This is a genomic window from Corallincola luteus, assembly GCF_004336975.1.
GTDB lineage: Bacteria > Pseudomonadota > Gammaproteobacteria > Enterobacterales > Neiellaceae > Corallincola > Corallincola holothuriorum.
In genome coordinates this window covers 108017-128922 of sequence record NZ_SJXE01000008.1, presented here as the reverse complement: position 1 = coordinate 128922, position 20906 = coordinate 108017, and the positions used below count along the sequence as shown (strand labels likewise).

Sequence of the window (20906 nt, the reverse complement as noted above, 5' to 3'; positions counted from 1 at the left end):
CATATGTCAGCGCAAACGACACAGGTAGATATAGTTATTGTTGGCGCCGGCATGGTGGGGGCAACCCTTGCTTGGGGTCTGCTGCAAGCTGTACCTGAGTTGGCTATTGCGTTGGTGGACGGCTCCGCGCTAAAAAGCAGCGCACAGAATAGCGATAACCATCCCTCTTTTGATCATCGCGCGTTGGCGTTGTCAGCTAATACCGTGGGTCAACTGCAGCGGTGGGGGTTGTGGTCGGGGCTGGGCGATAAAGCCGCGCCTATCACCGATATCCAGGTGTCGGATCGTGGCCATTTTGGTGCTGCCAATCTCCATGCGGAAAAACTCGGCGCCCGTTGTTTTGGCCAAGTATTAGAAGTACAGCCATTTGGCGAGAGCATAACGGCGAAACTGAGCTCTCATCCGCAGGTGCAGTGGTTTGCCCCTGACACTGTGGTTGAAGTGGCGCCAGCGGTGGAACTCACCCAGTTAACTTTAGCCAGTGGCCACCGACTCAACTGTCAACTCTTGGTGGTGGCTGATGGCGGGAAGTCGACAACCCGTGACAAGTTAGGGGTCACCGCCAGTTTTTATCCTTATGAGCAAACTGCGGTGATTGCTAACTTGATGTGTGAGCAGCCTCATAATGGCTGGGCATTTGAGCGCTTTACCAGTCAAGGGCCTCTGGCTCTGCTACCGATGAGCGGTGGCCGTACTTCGTTAGTGTGGTGCTTATCAGCAGAGCGCGCTGCCGAAGTGCAGCAATTGAGTGATACACAATTTATCGCTGAGTTGCAGCAAGTGGCTGGTTATCGTTTAGGTCGAATTAACAAGGTTGGCCAACGGGACAGTTACCCATTACAGCTGATGCGTACGGATCATATTGTGCGTCATCGCAGCGTGGTGCTGGGCAATGCTGCCCATGCGCTGCATCCTATTGCCGGGCAAGGGTTCAACTTGGGCATGCGAGATGTTCAATGTCTGGTTGAGTTGATTAAGCAAGCCAAAACGGTGAACAGTGATATTGGCGGCTACGAGCTGTTACGCCAGTATCGCGATCAGCGGGAGCCGGATATCCAGCAAGTGGTTCAGTTTACCGATGGTCTTTGTCGGTTGTTTTCCAACGGCTCTCGTGTCTTGGCACTATCCAGAAGTAGCGGGTTGGCCGCATTACAGTTTATTACGCCATTACAGAAACCAGTGGCAGAGCTGGGTATGGGCTTAGTCGCCCGCTCGTTCTTGTCTGGCCATTCGCCGACATGATCACGATTTTAAGGAATGATAGATGAGCAGTTTTGACTTGATCATTGTCGGCGGCGGCATGGTCGGCCTAAGTTTGGCGGCGGCGCTGGCTGACAGTGAACTTCGCGTGGCCTTGGTTGATAAAGGCGAAGCACCGGTTGTCCCGAGTGGCGAGTTCAGTCATCGTGTCAGCGCGTTGAACCATGCCAGCGATAGTTTTTTGCAACGTATTGGCGCATGGCAATATCGAGATCAAAGCCGTCTAACTGCATACCGCGAAATGGCAGTTTGGGAAAAAGATAGCTTTGCCAGAATTGGCTTTAACAGCGATGACTTGGGCGTCGATTATCTTGGTCATATCGTTGAAAATAGCCACCTCTGTTATGCTTTGCATCAGCGTTTAACCCACGCCACTAATATCCAATTAATGTATGGGGTGGCACCGGAAAAGCTCACCGTCGGCGAGCGAGATGCCTGGCTACTGCTTGATAGCGGCGAACCGATCTCTGCACCGCTGGTCGTGGCCGGTGATGGCGCTAATTCATGGCTACGTAAACAAGCACAGCTGCCGTTAACCTTTTGGGATTATGATCATCATGCCATTGTTGCGACAGTGAAAACCGAACAGCCTCACCAAAGCACGGCTTACCAGACCTTTTCTGCCAGTGGCCCGTTGGCTTTTTTACCGCTACCCGATCCGCATTTAAGCTCGATTGTCTGGTCACTGCCGCCCAGTGAAGCTCAGCGCCTGACATCACTGCCTCTTGACGAGTTTAACAAAGCGCTCGCCAGCGCGTTTGATATGCGACTGGGCCTTTGTGAAACGCTTAATGCACCCGTGGCGTTGCCGTTAACCATGCGCTACGCGCGAGACTGGAGCTGTGATCGTGTGGTGTTGATGGGGGATGCTGCTCACACCATCCATCCCTTGGCGGGGCAGGGGGTTAATTTAGGCTTTAAAGATGCCAGTGCTCTGGCGACTCACCTGTTAGCGTTGCAAGCTGAACATAAAGATTTTGGGCAACGCCGTCATCTACGCAGTTATGAACGTGAGCGCAAAGCTGAAACCGTGGCGATGATAGCTGCAATGGAAGGGATCAAGCGTCTATTTAGTTTGGACATTGCACCATTGAAGTTTGTCAGAGGCATAGGTATGCGCGGAGTTGACGAGTTGTCGCCGCTCAAATCGTTGTTGGCGAAACTGGCGATCCGTGGTGTGACATCGTAGCTTGGATAGATCAAGGCAAGGGATTGATTACCGAATGCATTTTGTGATTTTCGTGGTTGAACTCTAACAATTCCGTCTTCTCTCCTTAAAACCAACTGTTTTTGCTTGAATTATCCTAGGTAGGCTGTTTTTATTAACATTAACTTAACTGGTTAGCGGGTTGGATGTTCTCAATGGTCACTAGTAGCCGACTCGGGCTTATTGCTTTGATGGGTCTTTTATTTGCGCCGATGTCGCAAGCGGATACCACTGAAGAGTTTCCCTTACTGGGCTTAGGTGCGAAATACGGTATTGATGACTTTAGTGATGGCCATGACATCGAGAATCAGGCCGTTTACGCTAATCTCGGCACGCCGTGGGATTGGCAAGTCAGTGATAATATACGCATGGACACAGAGGTTCAGTCGACATTGGGTCGCTATAAGGTCGATGAAGACTATTTTGGTTACTTGATGTTTGGTGTAGATCTACGTTTTCAGTATGCAGATTTTCCTGTGGTGGTGAAGTTGGGTACCGCACCTACTTATCTGTTTGATGATGAAAGCGAAGAGTTCGATGCAGGCGGCCCTTTGCATATGACAACGCACCTCACCGTGCTTGCCAATCCTGTTAAATGGTTAGATATTGGCGTGACCTATCAACACACCTCAAATGCCGGCACCAATAAAGAAAACCCAGGTATCGATGTGCTGTCGCTTGATGTTTCCTATCGTTTTTAAATAAAGCATTCACTTCTTTTTACTGTCCTGACGATAAAACTAAGCGTTAGCACCGTCACGTTTTACTTACCATACGGCCTTTTTCATCTCCACGTCAGGACGCCAGCTCTGAGTTTTAGGTGACGGGGCTGTTTGGATCGCAGTTCCTGACGATGCATACCTATTCAGTACCGGCTAGTTATTTAACTTATTACTTTTTTTGCATTTTTACGTGTCAGCTATTTTATTTAAACGAGGTTAGTTGGTTGTCACAAGGGAATTGCTTTATGTCGGTTGCTCATCGGTTGAGCTGGTTCGCGTGTCTCTGTGCTTGTTATTCCTCTCCTTTAATAGCTGAAACCCGTACTCAATTTCCATTGGTGGGCGTGGGCGTAAAATACGGTAGTGCTGATTTTAGTAGCAGCCATGATGAAGAAGTGGCTGCCATATATGCGTCATTGGCAACCCCCTGGTTTTGGCAAGTCGGTGAACACCGGAGTATTAGCACTGAAATCACTTTTACTGGTGGACGGTATGATATTGACGGAGACGACTTTTGGCATGTGGCGATCGGCCCTACATTCAAGGTCCGGCAAAGGGATTTCCCTGTGCATATCAAGCTAGGTATTGCTCCAACCTATCTTTTTGATGATGAAACTGAAAACTACGATGCAGGTGGTGAACTGCAGTGTACATTTCTTCTCGGTGCGGTGTTCGTTCCTTCTGAACAGTGGCATTTAGGTTTAACGTATCAACACACATCCAACGCTGATACCAATAAGAACAACCCAGGTATTGACGTATTAGCCATCGATATTGCTTATCGTTTCTGAGTTTCAGGTAAATTAACGCCTTGGTTAGCCGACATAACTCAGGCTTTGATTATGTCTATTTTTGCTATGCCGCTGGCTGGGGGAGAGACGTATTCTGGCATTTGGCAGCAAAATGTCGTCAACACTTTACAGTTTTGACCTAAATCAAAGTCAAACGACCTCAGTTAGCTATTTCTCCGACTAATATCGACAGGTATAATCCGCGACCAACAGATCCCCCCGTTGGAGCATGGCAATGTCGCAGAAAACTGTGTTATTCGATAAGCATTTGGCCGCTAACGCCAAAATGGTTGATTTTCATGGCTGGGAAATGCCGATCAACTACGGTTCACAGATCGAAGAGCACCACGCTGTTCGCCGAGCCGCAGGTATGTTTGATGTGTCGCACATGACCATCGTTGATTTGACCGGCGCTCGCACCCGCGATTTTCTGCGTTATCTGCTAGCTAACGACGTTGCCAAACTCAAAGTTGAAGGCAAAGCCCTGTACACCGCGATGTGTAACCCGGAAGGCGGTGTGATTGATGACCTTATCGTCTATTTCCTTGGTGAAAACTGGTTCCGTCTGGTAGTGAATTCCGCGACCCGAGAAAAAGATCTGGCGTGGATCCGTCAGCAAGCTGAAGCCTTTACGGTTGAAGTAAAAGAGCGCCCGGAGTTAGCGATGATCGCGGTACAAGGACCAGAAGCCAAAGCCAAAGCTGCTACTGTATTCAGCGCCGAGCAAAATGCTGCCGTTGATGGCATGAAGCCGTTCTTTGGTGTGCAAGCCGGTGATCTATTTATCGCCACCACAGGGTATACAGGGGAAGCCGGTTACGAAATCGTTGTACCACAAGATCAAGCTGCGGCGTTATGGCAACAACTGCTGGATGCTGGTGTTGCGCCTTGTGGCTTAGGTGCCCGTGATACCTTGCGCTTAGAAGCGGGTATGAACTTATATAGTCAGGATATGGATGAGCAAACCTCACCACTGGCTGCGAACATGGCTTGGACTGTAGCGCTAGAACCGACTGACCGTGATTTTATCGCCCGTGATGTGCTGGCAAAACAAGCCGCCGAGGGCACGGAACAACTGGTCGGTTTGCTACTCGAAAGCAAAGGCGTGCTGCGTGGCGGACAAGCTGTCAAAGTTATTGCCGAAGATGGTACCGAGCATAAGGGGATGATTACCTCTGGTACATTTTCACCAACACTGACTAAAGGGATCGCCATGGCGCGTATTCCATCGGTCACGGTTGCTTCAGTTGAGGTGGAAATGCGCAAAAAGTGGGTTACAGTAAAGCTGGTTCCCCCGGTCTTCGTCCGAAACGGTAAGCCTGTGGTTTAAGCGTCTGAATTGGTTATAAGAACAGAGAATTTAAGAAGGAAGAACTGATGAGCAATGTGCCTAGCGAACTCAAATATGCCGCCACCCATGAGTGGGTACGGAATGAGCATGACGGTACTTACGTGGTAGGTATTACCGAACACGCCCAGGGCCTGCTGGGTGACATGGTATTTGTTGAGCTGCCAGAAGTGGGCGATGAAGTAGATGCCGGCGACGATGTGGCCGTGTGTGAGTCAGTGAAAGCTGCTTCCGATATCTACGCGCCGATCAGCGGCGAGATCGTTGCAGTGAACGAAGAGCTGGAAGGTGCGCCAGAGAAGATCAATGCCGACCCCTACGGTGATGGCTGGATCTTTGCCATCAAACCTTCTGACGAAGAAGAGTTAGAAGCCTTGATGGATGCCGAGAGCTACCAAAACACTCTCGACGAAGATTAATTAATCGAATAATAGATAAGGCCTCGGTGGTTGCCGGGGCCTTATTGATTTTTATCCCTGACGCAGTAATTCAGACAGGTGCCCCTAGATGACGTCACTTTCAAATCGCCCCCTTCATGAACTGGAACAAAAAGATATGTTTGTTCGTCGCCATATTGGCCCCAGCGATGCTGAGATAGCGCAGATGCTGGAACAAACAGATGCCAGTTCGCTTGATGATTTGATGACCCAGACGGTACCCGGTCCGATCCGTTTGCCACAACCACTGGCGACCGGAGAGACTAAAACCGAACAGGAAGTGCTGGCTTACCTGAAAAACGTGGCCGCCAAGAACGTCATCGCTAAATCCTACATAGGTATGGGTTATCACCCGACGTTAGTGCCTAACGTTATCTTGCGCAACGTGATGGAAAACCCCGGCTGGTACACGGCCTATACGCCCTATCAGCCAGAGATCGCCCAGGGGCGATTAGAATCCTTGCTTAACTTCCAACAGCTGAGCATGGATCTGTCAGGGATGGAGCTGGCCAGTGCTTCACTGCTGGATGAAGCCACTGCGGCTGCCGAAGCGATGGCATTAGCTAAACGTGCAGGTAAGAGCAAATCTAACCTGTTCTTTGTGGCTGATTCCGTACACCCACAAACCATCGACGTGCTGCAAACCCGCGCCGAAGCGTTTGGTTTTGAGCTGGAAGTTGGCCCCGCAGCAAGCGTGACCGAGAAAGATGTGTTTGGTGCACTGTTCCAGTATCCCACCAGTCAGGGTGATATCAGCGATATCAGCGCGCTGATTGCTGCGGTACAAGCGGGCAAAGGCGTCGCCTGTGTTGCTGCCGATATCATGAGCCTATTGCTACTGAAATCACCGGGTGAACTGGGTGCCGACGTGGTATTGGGCTGCGCCCAGCGTTTTGGTGTGCCTATGGGTTATGGTGGCCCACACGCTGCCTTCTTTGCGACCCGTGATAAATACAAGCGTGCATTACCGGGGCGTATTATCGGTGTGTCGAAAGACACCAACGGTAAGACCGCACTGCGCATGGCGATGCAAACCCGCGAGCAACATATCCGCCGCGAAAAAGCCAATTCCAACATCTGTACTGCCCAGGTGTTACTCGCCAACATGGCGGCGTTTTATGCGGTTTACCATGGCCCTGAAGGGCTGAAAACCATCGCTGAACGTATCCATCGTTATACCGATATTCTGGCGTTGGGCTTAAGCAAGAAAGGGATGACTCCGGTGAATGGCCACTGGTTTGATACCCTGACCTTAGATCTAGGCGAAGCCAAGGCCGATATTGTTGAACGTGCGCAACAAGCGGGGGTTAACTTCCGCTTAGATCTGGATGGCAAAGTCGGCATCAGCCTAAACGAAACCGTGATCCGTGCAGATATCGAGCAACTGTTCGCTATCTTACTGGGTGATAACCATGGCCTTTCTGTGGTGGAACTCGACGCCGAACTGACCAGCGCAGGTAGTCACTCTATTCCGGCGGAACTGCTCCGCGACAGCAAAGTGCTGCAACACCCCGTCTTCAACAGCTACCACAGCGAAACCGAGATGCTGCGCTATATCAAGCGGCTGGAAAACAAAGATCTGTCGCTCAACCATTCGATGATCTCGCTGGGTTCATGCACCATGAAGCTCAACGCCACCGCCGAGATGATCCCAGTGACCTGGCCTGAATTTGGTGAACTGCACCCATTCTGCCCGCCAGAACAGGCAGTGGGTTATCGTGAAATGATCGATGAGCTGTCTGACTGGTTGGTCAATATCACTGGTTACGATGCTATCTGCATGCAGCCTAACTCCGGTGCGCAGGGTGAATACGCAGGCTTACTGGCTATCCACAAATACCATGAGAGCCGTGGCGAAGGTCACCGTAACGTCTGCTTGATCCCTGCCTCAGCCCACGGCACCAACCCGGCATCGGCACAGATGGTGAGCATGAAAGTGGTGGTGGTTGCCTGCGACAAGCAGGGCAATGTCGATATGGATGACTTGCGCGCTAAGGCCGCAGAAGTGGCCGAGAATCTGTCATGTATCATGATCACTTATCCGTCTACCCACGGCGTCTATGAAGACACTATTCAAGAGATCTGCGATATCGTCCACGAACATGGCGGTCAGGTGTATCTGGATGGCGCCAATATGAACGCACAGGTAGGCGTGACCTCACCGGGCTTTATCGGTGCCGATGTATCGCACCTTAATCTGCACAAAACCTTTTGTATTCCCCACGGTGGTGGTGGCCCGGGCATGGGCCCTATCGGTGTGAAAAAGCACCTAGCACCGTTTGTAGCCGGGCATACGCAATTTGACCTGGGCAATAGCAACAGCGCCGTCTCAGCGGCACCGTTTGGCAGCGCCAGTATCTTGCCTATCTCATGGGTATACATCGCGCTGATGGGCGGTATCGGCCTGAAAAAAGCCACCGAAGTGGCGATCCTCAATGCCAACTATCTGGTGGCCAAGCTGAAAGGGCACTTCCCGATCTTATATACTGGCCAGAACGACCGTGTGGCTCACGAATGTATTCTGGATCTGCGCCCACTCAAAGAGGCCACCGGCATCAGCGAGATGGACGTGGCCAAGCGCTTAATCGACTACGGCTTCCACGCACCCACCATGAGCTTCCCGGTAGCAGGCACGCTGATGGTAGAGCCCACTGAGTCAGAAGCGAAAGTGGAACTGGATCGCTTTATCGAAGCGATGCTGTCTATTCGTGAAGAGATCAGCAAAGTAGAGCAGGGCGAGTGGCAACTGGCCGACAACCCGCTGGTGAATGCGCCGCACACCCAATACGACATTATCGAAACCGACTGGCAGCGCAGCTATGACCGCAAAACCGCCGTCTATCCGGTAGCAGCCGTTAAAGCCAACAAGTTCTGGCCATCGGTAAACCGCATCGATGATGTGTTCGGTGACCGCAACCTGTTCTGCGCTTGTGTGCCGATGAGTGAGTATGAGTAGGGGTTAGTTTTTTGAGGATCATTAATTAAGTTGGTTAACGATTTAATGAAGATGGTTATCTTAATGAAGTTGGTTAACTTCTGAGTTTTAGACTGAAAAAGCGAACCGGTAGGTTCGCTTTTTCTCTTCTGGCTAGCTAGTCCAAGAGTTTGATAATGACTCTGCTTGCTTTAACACAAGCTCTACAGCTTCAGCGGCTTTGTCAGGTGGATATTTGTAACGCTGCAATGTACGCCGCACCAGTATTTTTAATTTAGCTCGAACACTGTCACGAACCTGCCAGTCAACCGTGGTTGACTTCCTGAGTTTGTCAGTAATTTCTACAGCAATCTTCTTAAGGATCTCATCTCCAAGTTCACGCACTGCGCTTTCATTGTTGGCCAGAGCATCATAAAACGCGATTTCATCTGGATTTAACCCCAGTTCAGCCTCGCGCATCATTTCTTCCTGAAACTCTTTGGCCATTTGAATAAGTTCTTCAATTACCTGAGCTGTTTCAATGGCGCGATTATTGTACTTTCTAAGCGTTTCTTGCAAGCGGTCTGCGTATTTCTTCTCTTGCACAACGTTATTACGTGTTTTCGCTTTAATGTCATCCTTGAGTAGTTTTTCAAGTAACTCAATGGCCAAGTTGCGCTCCGGCATCTGTCGCACGTCTTCTAAAAACTCATCCGATAGCAAACCAATATTGGGCTTGTCCAAGCCACAAAGTGCGAACACGTCAGCAACGCCTTCGGCGATCACTGCGTTATCTAGGATCTGTTTCAGTGCCGAGATCTTTTCTTCCTGAGTACGCTTTTTATCAACGCTGGTAAACTTGCTAATAGCGGCCTTAATGGCTGAGTAAAAGGCGATTTCTTTCCTTAATTCTTTAGCTTCATCCAAAGTACTGCATAGTGAGTATGATTTTGTTGCTGCCAACACTAAGTCTAAGAAACGCTTTTTACCATCCTCTAAGCCGAGTACATAGTTAGCGGCAGGCACCAAGAGTTTGTGCGCTTGCGTTTCATACCCTGATATGTCCAAACCATCGGATTTTGGAGTTTTCCCGAACATGCCACGGATAGCATCAATTTTTTCTAAAAGAATTGAAAACGCTTCTTCTGCATTGAGTGTTGGCTCGCCTTTACCTTTAGAGTCTGTATAGGTTTTTAATGCTTGCTTAAGTTCATTGGCTATTCCGATGTAATCAACGACTAGCCCGCCAGGCTTATTTTTAAACACACGGTTAACCCGAGCAATTGCCTGCATCAAGTTATGGCCTTTCATCGGCTTATCTACATACATGGTGTGACAATAAGGCGCATCAAACCCCGTTAACCACATATCCCTGACAATGACCAACTTCAGTGGATCGTTAATATCCTTAAAGCGCTTTTCTAAGCGTTTTTTCGTTTTTTTGTTATAGATATGGGGTTGCAGAAGTGGCTTATCCGAAGCAGATCCTGTCATAACAATCTTAATGGCGCCTTTTTCAGGATCATCCGAATGCCATTCAGGACGCAATGCAACAATCTCATTATAAAGGTGCGCACAGATATCACGGCTCATGGCCACTATCATGGCTTTACCATCCATAGTGGCATTGCGTGTCTCAAAGTGCTCGATCAAGTCAGCCGCAACTTGGCTTAATCTAGGAGTCGCACCAACAAGCTTTTCAAGACGGCTCCATTCCCCCTTAGTTTTCTCACGGTTGCTGACGTCCTCTTCATCCTCGACCACTTCATCAACTTGATCTGACAACTCGGCGATTTCAGCGTGGTTCAAATCAAGCTTTGCCAAGCGTGACTCATAATAAATAGGAACAGTTGCGCCATCATCTACTGCATCTTGAATGTCGTAGATGGACACATAGCCACCAAAAACGGCGCGAGTGTCTTTGTCTTCTTGCGAAATGGGTGTGCCAGTAAAACCAATAAAAGAAGCAGATGGTAGGGCATCGCGCATATGCTTAGCATAACCAAACTTATATTGGCCATCCGCACTTAGAGTGGCTTTCAGGCCATATTGGCTTCGGTGTGCCTCATCTGAGATAACAACAATATTGTGACGATCATTGAGAATTGGATGATGTTTCTCATCGTCAAGCAGGGCAAACTTTTGTACTGTGGTAAAAATGATACCGCCGGATTCTCTTTCAGCTAATAACTGTCTTAACGCATCTCGGTCAGATGCTTGAACAGGCGTTTGCTTCAAGAGCTCAACTGCGTTGCAGAACGTGGCATAGAGCTGACCATCTAGATCATTGCGGTCAGTAACGACAATCAGCGTTGGGTTATTCATAGCCTTTTGCTGAAGCAACATACCGGCATAGCAACACATTGAAATACTTTTGCCGCTGCCTTGAGTGTGCCAAACCACACCTGCTTTTTTACTACCAGGTACAACCTCATCACCATAGGTTGCCCGCTTCTCTGTTACGCCATCAATTTGCTGAGCCGCAATGACTGTCGCCTTTACCGCTTCTCGCACAGCATGAAACTGGTGATAACCAGCAATCTTTTTAATGATCGTCTCACCGTCTGTTTCAAACAATACAAAAAATCGTATGTAATCCAGCAGTAACTCACGATCAAAAAAACCACGAACCATGGTTTCTAGCTGCCACTCCAGTAGCGGTTTATCGTTTTCACTTTTAATAGTGCGCCAAGGCATAAAACGCTCTTGGTTAGCAGTTAGAGAGCCTACCCGAGCGGTGTAACCATCACTGACTACTAACGCCTCATTGAAAATGAAAAGGTCTGAAACTTCATCTTTATAGGTTTGCAGCTGATTAAAGGCATCCCAAATATCGGCATTTTCATCGCTTGGGCTTTTCAGCTCAAGCACAGCAATCGGTAAGCCGTTGATAAAACAAATGACATCAGGCCGACGTGGCTGTTTAGTGCCAGTAATCGTGAACTGATTGACAACTGAAAAGGTGTTGTTGTTTAGGTTATCGAAATCAATGATAAAAGCATGGTCTGCAATTGGCTCGCCATCGTCTTTTTTATATTCAACAGGCACACCTTCCAATAACAACCGATGAAATGCGCGGTTGTTGGTGATTAAATCCAAACTTTCAGGTTTTAAAACAATCGCTTTAAACTGCTCGTAGCAATGCTCAATCTGTATGGCAGGAAGGTGTTTATTGATCGTTTCAAATGCCGTTCTAAGTTGACCATCCAATACCACTTGCGCGTAGTCATTACGAAGTGGGCTGTCGCTATCTGGGGCAATATCAGGGCCATGCAAAACATCCCAACCACCCTCTTGAAACCAGTCTAAGCAGATGCTTTCTAATTGCTCTTCGTTCATTGGTTATTCCCTCCACCCACAACTTCTAAAATATTCTCGACTATGGTATCCCTCGCATTCACGGGGTAACCATACTTACGCAATAATACGCGGGTGGCATTTTTCATTTCGGCTTGCACCGTGTCGCGAGCTTGCCAATCCACTACCATTGATTTTGAAAGGTACTTATTCAACTCATCGGCAATTAGCTGAATTCGACTGGGTTCTACTTCTTGGCTTTCAGGCGTGGACGTCAGTAATCCGAGAATAGAACCAGCATTTTGACCCAATGGCAGTGAAGGTTGTTCTGGCTGCCCAGCTTCAACAATTAAGGGTTCACGGACAGGCTCAATTGGTTGTTGCTGCAAGGCTTTATCACGCTCAATCTCCGCCATAAAAATGTTGCAATAATCAGCCGCGCCAATTAAATCGGGGAATAAACTGGCGTGATGAACATTCATACGTCTAAGGTGTTTTAAACACTCTTGCTGTTCTTCGTTTTTGATGTACACCTTGCAGATATATTTAGCAAGAATGCCTGATTGCTCTCCTTCAGCCGCTGTTTTTAGTTCGTCATCTGGAAAGTCTTCATCGGTTAACACTTCGGTTAACTTGTTTTCAATCGTGGCGTCATAAGGCGAAAAGGTAAACAGCCCAGCTTGGCTCACCAAGCGGCCATGGTCGTCTTTTTTCGGCTCAAATACGCGAATATCCGGGCAAAGTTCATCATCTGATATAAAACTTTTATTGAGAATATAAACCGCACGGTAAGGATTATCTTTTTCGTCTTGCTGGTCTTCTTTGGCAAAAGCAAAAAACAGGGCTACATAAGGCGAGTAGGTCCAATCTAGCAACGGAGTCATCAAACCGTGGTGTTGGCCGATTGACCAAAGCTCATCGTGCTCACGTTCATCCCCATCATCTAACAACGAATGATCAGAGATTCGCCCACGAATTGCCTTACGGAACATATCCAACTGACGCTTAGCTAGCTCCTCTGTTACGATGTCATTTTTCGTCATACGTGCTAAAGTTGGCGTCATTCCCCAGTCGTACATACGTTGCCCACGAAAAATAAACTGGGTATCAATACGATTAAAAAAAGGGCTTTCCAATAGTGAAGTAAAGTCCCGCCAGTGTTCAATTTTGGTTACCGGAATTCGTCCACTTGGCTGTTCTGGCAGAATATCAAAGCTTTTTTCTGGGTGTTCGCTATTCCAAACAGGTATTTTACTGGCATCAAAAGCTGAGGCTGTCATGCAACGACCTCACTCATTAAATTGATTTCTCCGGAAAGCAGTTTAGGAAGTAAAGTATCTCTTAATTCAGCTAACTCTAAAGACTCCTTTCTGCCGGCGCCCACACCATTCAATAAGGATTTACAAATATTCTCAAAATTTTCCATTAACTCTAAGGTGGGCTTAATCAGCTCTATATTTTTTAAGTGTGACGAAGGGCGAGCTATTGATGGGACTCCAACTTGTGACGCATTTGAAAGCAAGACGTGCTGGCCGTAATTTGACTTGAAGAAAAAAACGAGATAATAAGGTGATGCTCTTTCTCTATCTACTCTTAAATAGAACTGACGCTGAGATATAACATATTCATCGTAAGTTGTGTTTTCGGGGATTAAGGACACTTGTCCAATATTCCCAGCATGAGTAAAAACTATATCTTCAGAATGGACACACGAGTTTTTCAGTTTGTTAGCATGTCCAGTTGAAATAAAATTATGATTACCTTCTGTGAGCAATGTTTCTTTTAAGTGGTGACCGCTAATAATTGGAACGCCATTATCGACAAAAGTAGAAACTTTTATATTGGAACCAAATGGACCCATTGCAATCTTTTCGGCAAGTTGTTCAGTTTTTACAACCTCCCAGCCCTCAGGTATCTCTCCAAGCTCAGAGTCTTGCATTGCCGCAGGAAACAGCGCGGCGGTTTGAGCGAGTTTGTTAAATGCCTCGGGATTGCTGGCTTTTAGACTATTTAGTTCATCAATTGTTTTGGCAGAAATAACACGCATGGCAGCCAGTTCGGCATCGTCAGCGCTACCACCCGCTGCCAAGGTTTCCATCTTGGCTTTGACCGGATCAAAATCGACAAACCAACTTTTAAACAATGCTTGGGCGATTTGCTCTAGGGTTTGGTTGGTTTGTGTGTTTACTGCAATTTTGTCTCTAAGATGGTTAAGGGTTCGGTTTAGCGATCTACGCTCATCTATAGGCGGAATCGGTATTTCAATTGTATCTAAGTTAGCTTTGTTTAACTTAGGCTGTACCGCACCTGTTATGTATGGGGTAAGGTCTAAAGTTGAAAAATAGTACTCTAAATAATCTAAGATTCCTTCTTCTTTTTCTTCCAGTATGTGCGCGTGGTTATTTACCCAGAACTTACCGTGAGCTTGAAAAGCAATTGGTGTTTTCCTTGTTCTAAGGTTTTCGCCATCTTCAGAGATTAATAAATAAGAACCGTCAAATATGTAATCATCAATATAGTCAACGACACCTGATGCCCCATAGTAGGGAAATTCACCTTGTCGTTTGGCTCTATCTAAGCTTTTCAGTGGTATACGTTTATTGTTCCGAAAATATGCAACATCTGATATTTTTTTAAGAGGCCAATTAGAACTCATAACCAATCCCCGCAAGATTATCCTTAATCGCCTTTTCTAAGCGGTCTGACTCTTCAAACTGCGATTTCAATTGCGCAGTTAATCGCAGCATTTTATCGGTGAATGGCTCGCTATCCTCTTCTGCATCGGCTGCGCCGACGTAGCGCCCCGGCGTTAATACATAATCATGCTTTTGCATGTCTGCTAGTTTGGCGCTAAAGCAAAAGCCTTTTTCGTCTTCGTAGCCTGTTCCAGATTGCCAAGCGTGGAAAATATCGGCTATTTTGCCAATATCATCATTGGTAAAGTCGCGCAGCACTCGGTCTTTCATAAATCCAAGATTACGTGCATCAATAAACAGGGTTTCACCACGGCGGTCACGCTTACCTTTTTGTGTTGGTGACGTACCGCCTTTTTTGTTTTTGGTTAAAAACCAAATACAGGCAGGGATTTGCGTATTGGTGAATAGTTGCCCTGGCAAAGCAACCATACATTCGACTAGATCAGCCTCAATCAATGCTTTACGGATTTCACCTTCGTTGTTGGTATTGGAGCTCATGGAACCATTAGCGAGTAATAAGCCCATTGAGCCGTTATCGTTAAGGTGGTGCAGCATGTGCTGTATCCAGCCGTAGTTGGCATTACCTTGCGGCGGTGTACCATATTTCCAGCGAGTATCGCCCTCCAGTTTGGCGTGCCACCAGTCTTTGATATTAAACGGCGGGTTGGCCATCACAAAGTCAGCACGCAGGTCGGGGTGTTGGTCATCTAAGAAGGTATCAGCATTCTTTTTGCCAAAGTTAAAGTCGATTCCGCGAATTGCCATGTTCATGGCGGCTAACTTCCAAGTAGTCGGGTTGCTCTCTTGACCATAAACAGAAATATGTTTGCGCTGTTCAGCTGCGTTGTAATGTTTATCAGCGGCATGAGCTTCTATGAACTTATCATTGCTCACAAAGAAGCCACCGGCCCCCATTGCAGGGTCATAGACTCGGCCTTGATAAGGCTGGAGCATTTCAACGATCAGTGTAACGATGCTTTTTGGAGTGTAATACTGGCCACCTTGTTTACCTTCTGCTAGGGCAAATTGGCCCAAGAAGTACTCGTAAACATGACCCAAAATATCTTTGCTGTGTAAATCGAGGTTTTCGCCGTTGTACTCTGGGTTACGGAAGCTAGTATCAGAGAAGCGGTTGATTAACTCAGTAAGGTTGTGATTATCTACCTCATAACGACTGATGCGAGGCAGAACCCCTTTTAGCTTGGGGTTGGCCAGCTTTTCATCAATCTTGTAGGTTTCGATTGCTTCTAATGCATTGTCGATGAGTTTAGAAATTGAGCTAAGTTTAAAAACTTCTTTTTCGTCATTAGGCCCGGCTGCTTGAATCTCAATTTCTGTACCAATAGGCAGCGCCGCTGTACTTTTAAGAAATTCCCAGCGTGACTGTTTTGGCACCCAGAAAACGTTTTTCTCTTGGTAGTATTCGTGCAGTTCTAACTCTGAGTTTACTGCTTCGTTGTACTCTTCGTCCGAGTCATAATCTTCACGAGGCATGAAATAAATATTGTCATCGCTATCGTCCTGAGTAAACAACTGACGTAACTCTTGTTGGCGCTCCTCGAAAGCATCAGATACATATTTCAAAAAAATGATACCTAGTACAACATGCTTATAGTTAGCGGCATCAAGGTTATTACGTAATTTATCAGCCGCTGACCAAAGTTTAATGTCTAGTTCTTTTAAAAATTGCTGTTCTGCATTATTCATGTGTGGTCTCGTTATTAATTCTCAAAAAATTCTTCGTCTATTTTCTTCAGGTGTAGCACCTGTTCGTCTCGGCTACCGATGTTGTAGCGAAGCATCAAACGCGCTAGCTCTTTGCCATTGATAAGCACGATGCGAGTACCCAGATCTTTAGCTGTTTGCATAGCCGATGATGTGAAATCGGATGTGGTAATGAAAATACCTTTTTGCGCTTTTTTTAAGTTCAAAGCTCCAAAGAAGTCTCGGATGTCACCTGCACTGATGTTATTACCTTCGGCATAACGCTTGGCTTGGATGTAGATTTGATCAACGCCTAGTGGATCTTGGTCTATTACGCCATCTACGCCATTGTCACCAGATTTACCTAGCGCATGTGCTGCGCCTTCTCCGCTACCTCCGTAGCCCATAGCCAGTAGCAGCTCGATTAACAGAGCTTCAAAGAAGGCCGGTGTGACTTTGCGAGTACGTTCCAAAATCTCTTCAGAAAGCGCATCGTTAATCTTCTTGTACGCTGCCCGCAATGCTTCATCAGGTGTGACGTCTTCATCGTTGGACTGCTGGGTTGATGGATCTTTAGACGTATTTTGCTGACCGACAAATTGGTGGTATTCGTCAAACTGCTTGAGGTAATTTACGTCAATAGTTGCGCCCGCATCATTCCGCGCGTCTATTCCCCGCTGGGTAATGACGAGGTGCGCGCGTCTCTTAGTTTCCAACAGTTTTGTTTTGGTCAGGTAGGTTCTGGCCCAGCCAACACGGTTGTCCAATATAGTTTGTTTTCCACTGGGGATCGTTTCGGCCCTTTCTTCCTCGCTGAGGCTGAACTTGTCCGCTAGCTCATTGATGACATCACGCAAACGAACCTCATGGCCGTTCGCCGCATTAGCGATCTCCAAAAATGGTCGCATAAATTGCTGGTAGCTGGGGATCACTGACGCTCCTTTATCCTTCATAAGCTTTGTTGTTAATATTCTTTAGCCGCAGGATTACTATCAATTCTCCGGTGTTCGAGAATAAGAGAAATTCCTTAAATGCTCAATGAGGTGGTGCACAAGATATGCGGTTTTCGTTGCAAGGATTATCAAAGATATGTTCTATCTCAATTCTGGCATTCTAGGCTCAGAAAACAAGCTTGCTGGCGCTGAAAGGCCACTTTGGGTGCCCATCTGATCAAAGGGGGCCAGAGTCATTGATTCCAACCCGTGTCCAAGATCACCACTGCTCAGTGGGGGACTCATTTCCTCGCTTAGATAAAGTAATTGTTAATATAGAGAACGCCGGTTGCTGTAAACACAATTTTTGTCTACATTCTCTACCTTAACGAGCTGATGGATATAGCTCTTTTTACCTCTTCATCTAAAGGGATTTAACATGTCAATTTTGCAGCTGAACGCTAGCGATAAAATTCTCGTCGAAAAAGTTACTAACGCACTCTCTGAGGCATCGGCTGAAAAATCAAATGAATTGATGGCTATGTTGGCTGCAGGAAGGGAGCCTGCATGGCTGCGCTTCACTAAAGGCGTTTATAATCATCCGATTACTTGGTGGGTTGGGATATTCCAACTACAAATGCAGTTGGGAGTTTGGGGGCATCAATGGCAGAGCAAGGCGGCTGTGCGCGCTAATTTACTTGCTCAACTTCAAAATCCACTGAAGCGTGAATTCAAGCAACTTTCTCATGGTGATATATCACCAGTGATCTCTTTGCTTGTGCGGTACAACCTTAAATATCGTAAAGCAGATATTGCAGGGCGTCTGCTTGGAGCGCAGTTCACTAACTACGCTAGTACTGGGGGCGCTATAGGTCAGCGGTATGTCAAAGGGAAGGCCAAGGCAGCAGTTAGTGGTGTGAATTTCGCGATATCAACATATGGTGCCGCCATCGCTGCTATTGCTAGTGGCATCACTGATCTGGAGTCAGTGTTACAGTCAGTCTTAACGGGGCGCCCCGAAATCGCACCAAGTAACTATCGTTCAAGTGTCGTTATCACTGTTTCAGATGAAGAGAGACAAGTTGTCGCAAACTTGAATTTAGCGTTAGTTGACGCACTGGAATACACTACGGTTACGTCTGCACCAGTTCCGATTAAAGAGTTTTGCCGACGCCCAGAAAACGTCAATTTGAAGGGACTTTGTAAATGAGTGAGCACAAACGAAATGGTTTTATGTCGGCAGTGAGATCTTTTGCTGCAGGTTATTTTTTAGAAGTCTATGTGCTTATCTTGGCCATTATCTGTTTACTTGTTTGGGCTCGTTTCGATTCGCTGATGGCGGGTGGTCTTGTCGCTGTGGTTGGCTTGGTTATGGGTGGTTTCTTGAGTGATAAAATAAAGGGTAACCTTAAGAAGGACGAGCAGTAAAAGCCTGCTGTGAGTTCTTTGAAATGGCTATGCCATTCTTTATCTTAAATGAGAGTGGTAAGAATGAATAAATGCATTGTATTCACCTCATTTGTTTTTTTGCTGTTCGGAGCTGGGTGTTCGGATTCCAGTACTCCGAGTAGAGACTTCTCTTTTGAGGTGCAGAGCCTGGATCTGGAGTCTCAAGATTCTGGTGTCTATGAAAGCGAAGTGGCCAAACTAAAAAAGCTTGCTGATAGCGACAACCCCATAGCGCAATACCGCTATGCTGATTTATTGCTTCATAAAGGCTCGGTTGGAGATGCCATCCCTTATTTACAACGCTCAATTGCGCTCGGCGAACAACACTCTGCTGAGTTACTGGGCATTCTGTATGTTAGAAACGATAACAAAAAAGATGATCTGGAAGGCTTCGAGTTACTTACTCAAGCTGCGGAATCTGGTCTTGGCACTGCGCAGCTTTACTTGGGGTTCTGCTTTACTTCTGATGAGTGCAAGTTGCCTCATAATACAGAGCTTTCTTACTACTGGCTGAACATGGCTAAGGACAACGGATCTTCTGAAACCAATCTCTTTATAGATGATGTTTCAGAGCTAATTCCAGATAAGGCGTTAGCAATGCAGCGATATGACGAGAACGTTAAGAAGGTCATCTGCGAGATGGATAGCAGCAGGTGTTATAGGCATATGTGAATGAGCGGTTGTTGAGTGATGGCCGCTCGCGGGACACCTTCCCGACGTGATGGTCAACCGATTCAGGTTTTGTGCTGTTGTATTGTGTTAGAGGGCTTTCAGGTGCGCTTGTTTACTATGAGACTGCTGGCTACAAGGCTGTTGTCGTGAGGGTATAGCTGTCAAGCAGTCGAACGGTGCATGTTGTAACGTCCACTTTCAGAAAAGTGGACGTTTGAAAAACTGCAATTTAGTTAGTTGAATTCAACGAAATCGTCGTCGGCGGAAGGTTTTGGAGGATTTTTCCGAAGGGAATCTTCGATTTCAGCCATATTGTCGTCCCACTCAGGCCAATTGGTTGTAAACGTATCCGTTATAACCCCTACACTTGTCCAGCCAACGACTTGTTGCTGTACGTCCCACACTTCACCATTCCAAAATGCAAAGTCACAGCTTCCGAAGCCTGTACTGTAATACACTGCAACTAGGTAGACGCCTTTTTGCTGGGGAGCGCCTTTTTTCCAGTCTATGTTTAGTTTGGTTTTCTTCATCAGAATTTGTCCCTAAATGATTCTGCCGCTGCTATCCATTCTCGCATTTGCTTCATATCTCTGGCTGTCTCATGCGCTTCTTCAGCAACAAAGTCGATGATGCAATAAGTATTTAGTCGTGTCGCCGCAACTGTGTATATTAGCGCTGCGTTACTGGTATTCCCACGCATCTGTATAGATTTTACTTTGTCGAGAACATGTAGGTGCTTTAGTTCCGCTCTTTCTGCATAGGGTTCAGGACGAATGTACCCTACATCCTTACCGAAGTAGTGAATGTATTCTCCACTCTTGTACTTGATAAAGTCTTTAACGAGCGCTGAAAGTGTTGAGTTTACTATGCCTTCCACTTTTAGGCGGGGATGAACGAAAACAGAGGCTTTACCAGCGGTCATTTTGCTAGCTCCTCAGGTTTTATTTCTACGAACTGCTGATTCTTTTCAGACTCTTGTTTCTTTGATTCTCGAACACGTTCGAAGCTTTTGCGAACTCGTTCGATATTGGCGTCGTGAGGAATAAAATGGTGAGATTGGCTCTTAGGGGACTGTCCCATGGTTATCATCCTTGAATATGTGCGCACCACTCCTAGTGCGCGGTGAATTATTGCACACAGGTGTTTGCGGAACAAACGCAATTTTGGCGTTGAGAGTTAATCATGATGCGAACTTTTAACGTCCAATAAGTTAACTAGTTATGGCTTGTTTGGGTTCGCTCGTTATCGACAGATTACCTTGAACGTTGGATACTAATATTTCCTTCTAACACATAGGTGTCCAATGACTAACGAGCGTGAAAATGGTCTAAACCGGCTTCGCCAAAAAGCAGAAGAGATGCGAAAAAACCTGAAGGTACCACCTATCGATGAGGATGAGCCTACAGGTTTGTTTTCTGGTGGCCCCGAACATTTAGACATCGAAGACGAGAAAGAAGATAAAGCGTAAGTCGCATTA

Annotated in this window: 19 protein-coding genes; 11 read left to right on the top strand and 8 right to left on the bottom strand. The window is 46.9% G+C overall.

Annotated elements, in window-relative coordinates:
* Window positions 1-3 precede the first annotated feature (3 nt).
* The 7 genes from ubiH to gcvP all read left to right on the top strand — a co-directional run bounded on the left by ubiH (window position 4) and on the right by gcvP (window position 8721).
* Entirely contained in the window at window positions 4-1242 is a 1239-nt protein-coding gene (ubiH, locus tag EZV61_RS14870; protein ID WP_130567685.1) for a 2-octaprenyl-6-methoxyphenyl hydroxylase, read from the top strand.
* A gap of 22 nt (window positions 1243-1264) precedes the next feature.
* Window positions 1265-2449, top strand: a complete 1185-nt coding sequence (locus EZV61_RS14865) for an FAD-dependent oxidoreductase (protein WP_130567686.1) — start codon at window positions 1265-1267, stop codon at window positions 2447-2449.
* A 173-nt stretch (window positions 2450-2622) separates the two neighbouring features.
* A complete protein-coding gene (locus EZV61_RS14860; RefSeq protein ID WP_165569629.1) occupies window positions 2623-3168 on the top strand; it encodes an acyloxyacyl hydrolase in 546 nt (181 codons plus the stop codon).
* A 266-nt stretch (window positions 3169-3434) separates the two neighbouring features.
* A complete protein-coding gene (locus tag EZV61_RS14855) occupies window positions 3435-3980 on the top strand; it encodes an acyloxyacyl hydrolase (RefSeq protein ID WP_165569628.1) in 546 nt (181 codons plus the stop codon).
* A 235-nt stretch (window positions 3981-4215) separates the two neighbouring features.
* Complete coding sequence (gcvT, locus tag EZV61_RS14850; protein ID WP_131416593.1) at window positions 4216-5310, top strand: glycine cleavage system aminomethyltransferase GcvT; 1095 nt, start codon at window positions 4216-4218, stop codon at window positions 5308-5310.
* Window positions 5311-5357: 47 nt separating this feature from the next.
* A complete protein-coding gene (gcvH, locus tag EZV61_RS14845; protein ID WP_130567690.1) occupies window positions 5358-5747 on the top strand; it encodes a glycine cleavage system protein GcvH in 390 nt (129 codons plus the stop codon).
* Window positions 5748-5835: 88 nt separating this feature from the next.
* Complete coding sequence (gene gcvP, locus EZV61_RS14840) at window positions 5836-8721, top strand: aminomethyl-transferring glycine dehydrogenase (protein ID WP_131416591.1); 2886 nt, start codon at window positions 5836-5838, stop codon at window positions 8719-8721.
* Window positions 8722-8853: 132 nt separating this feature from the next.
* Here the strand turns inward: gcvP and EZV61_RS14835 are convergent, their stop codons facing one another.
* From EZV61_RS14835 to EZV61_RS14815, 5 genes are read right to left on the bottom strand one after another with little or no spacing between them, the layout of a single operon-like run.
* Window positions 8854-12018, bottom strand: coding sequence for a type I restriction endonuclease subunit R (locus EZV61_RS14835; RefSeq protein ID WP_131416589.1), 3165 nt, complete (start codon window positions 12016-12018; stop codon window positions 8854-8856).
* The gene (locus tag EZV61_RS14830; RefSeq protein WP_131416587.1) at window positions 12015-13256 is read right to left on the bottom strand and encodes an FRG domain-containing protein; all 1242 of its coding nucleotides are present in this window, start codon (window positions 13254-13256) and stop codon (window positions 12015-12017) included. The genes EZV61_RS14835 and EZV61_RS14830 overlap by 4 nt, the downstream gene beginning before the upstream one ends.
* Window positions 13253-14632 carry a restriction endonuclease subunit S gene (locus EZV61_RS14825; protein ID WP_131416585.1) on the bottom strand — a complete coding sequence of 460 codons (1380 nt, stop codon included), beginning with the start codon at window positions 14630-14632 and terminating at the stop codon, window positions 13253-13255. Before EZV61_RS14825 ends, EZV61_RS14830 begins: the two co-directional genes overlap by 4 nt.
* Entirely contained in the window at window positions 14622-16379 is a 1758-nt protein-coding gene (locus EZV61_RS14820; RefSeq protein WP_131416583.1) for a class I SAM-dependent DNA methyltransferase, read from the bottom strand. The genes EZV61_RS14825 and EZV61_RS14820 overlap by 11 nt, the downstream gene beginning before the upstream one ends.
* A gap of 14 nt (window positions 16380-16393) precedes the next feature.
* The gene (locus EZV61_RS14815; protein WP_240695216.1) at window positions 16394-17329 is read right to left on the bottom strand and encodes a restriction endonuclease; all 936 of its coding nucleotides are present in this window, start codon (window positions 17327-17329) and stop codon (window positions 16394-16396) included.
* 418 nt (window positions 17330-17747) lie between these two features.
* On the opposite strand from EZV61_RS14815, the gene EZV61_RS14810 reads away from it, so the two are divergent.
* The 3 genes from EZV61_RS14810 to EZV61_RS14800 all read left to right on the top strand — a co-directional run bounded on the left by EZV61_RS14810 (window position 17748) and on the right by EZV61_RS14800 (window position 19429).
* The gene (locus EZV61_RS14810) at window positions 17748-18518 is read left to right on the top strand and encodes a hypothetical protein (protein WP_131416579.1); all 771 of its coding nucleotides are present in this window, start codon (window positions 17748-17750) and stop codon (window positions 18516-18518) included.
* Window positions 18515-18736, top strand: coding sequence for a hypothetical protein (locus tag EZV61_RS14805; RefSeq protein WP_131416577.1), 222 nt, complete (start codon window positions 18515-18517; stop codon window positions 18734-18736). Before EZV61_RS14810 ends, EZV61_RS14805 begins: the two co-directional genes overlap by 4 nt.
* Window positions 18737-18799: 63 nt before the next feature.
* A complete protein-coding gene (locus EZV61_RS14800) occupies window positions 18800-19429 on the top strand; it encodes a tetratricopeptide repeat protein (protein WP_131416575.1) in 630 nt (209 codons plus the stop codon).
* A gap of 233 nt (window positions 19430-19662) precedes the next feature.
* On the opposite strand, the gene EZV61_RS14795 is transcribed toward EZV61_RS14800, so the two are convergent.
* Genes EZV61_RS14795 through EZV61_RS19470 form a run of 3 tightly spaced genes read right to left on the bottom strand, consistent with a single transcriptional unit; the run spans window position 19663 to window position 20509 of the window.
* Entirely contained in the window at window positions 19663-19959 is a 297-nt protein-coding gene (locus EZV61_RS14795) for a hypothetical protein (protein WP_131416573.1), read from the bottom strand.
* On the bottom strand, window positions 19959-20351 hold the full coding sequence (locus tag EZV61_RS14790; protein WP_131416571.1) for a type II toxin-antitoxin system YafO family toxin: 393 nt from the start codon (window positions 20349-20351) through the stop codon (window positions 19959-19961). The genes EZV61_RS14795 and EZV61_RS14790 overlap by 1 nt, the downstream gene beginning before the upstream one ends.
* A complete protein-coding gene (locus EZV61_RS19470) occupies window positions 20348-20509 on the bottom strand; it encodes a hypothetical protein (protein ID WP_165569627.1) in 162 nt (53 codons plus the stop codon). The genes EZV61_RS14790 and EZV61_RS19470 overlap by 4 nt, the downstream gene beginning before the upstream one ends.
* A gap of 223 nt (window positions 20510-20732) precedes the next feature.
* Here EZV61_RS19470 and EZV61_RS19465 point away from each other — a divergent pair, with 223 nt between their 5' ends.
* On the top strand, window positions 20733-20897 hold the full coding sequence (locus EZV61_RS19465) for a hypothetical protein (protein ID WP_165569626.1): 165 nt from the start codon (window positions 20733-20735) through the stop codon (window positions 20895-20897).
* Window positions 20898-20906 lie beyond the last annotated feature (9 nt).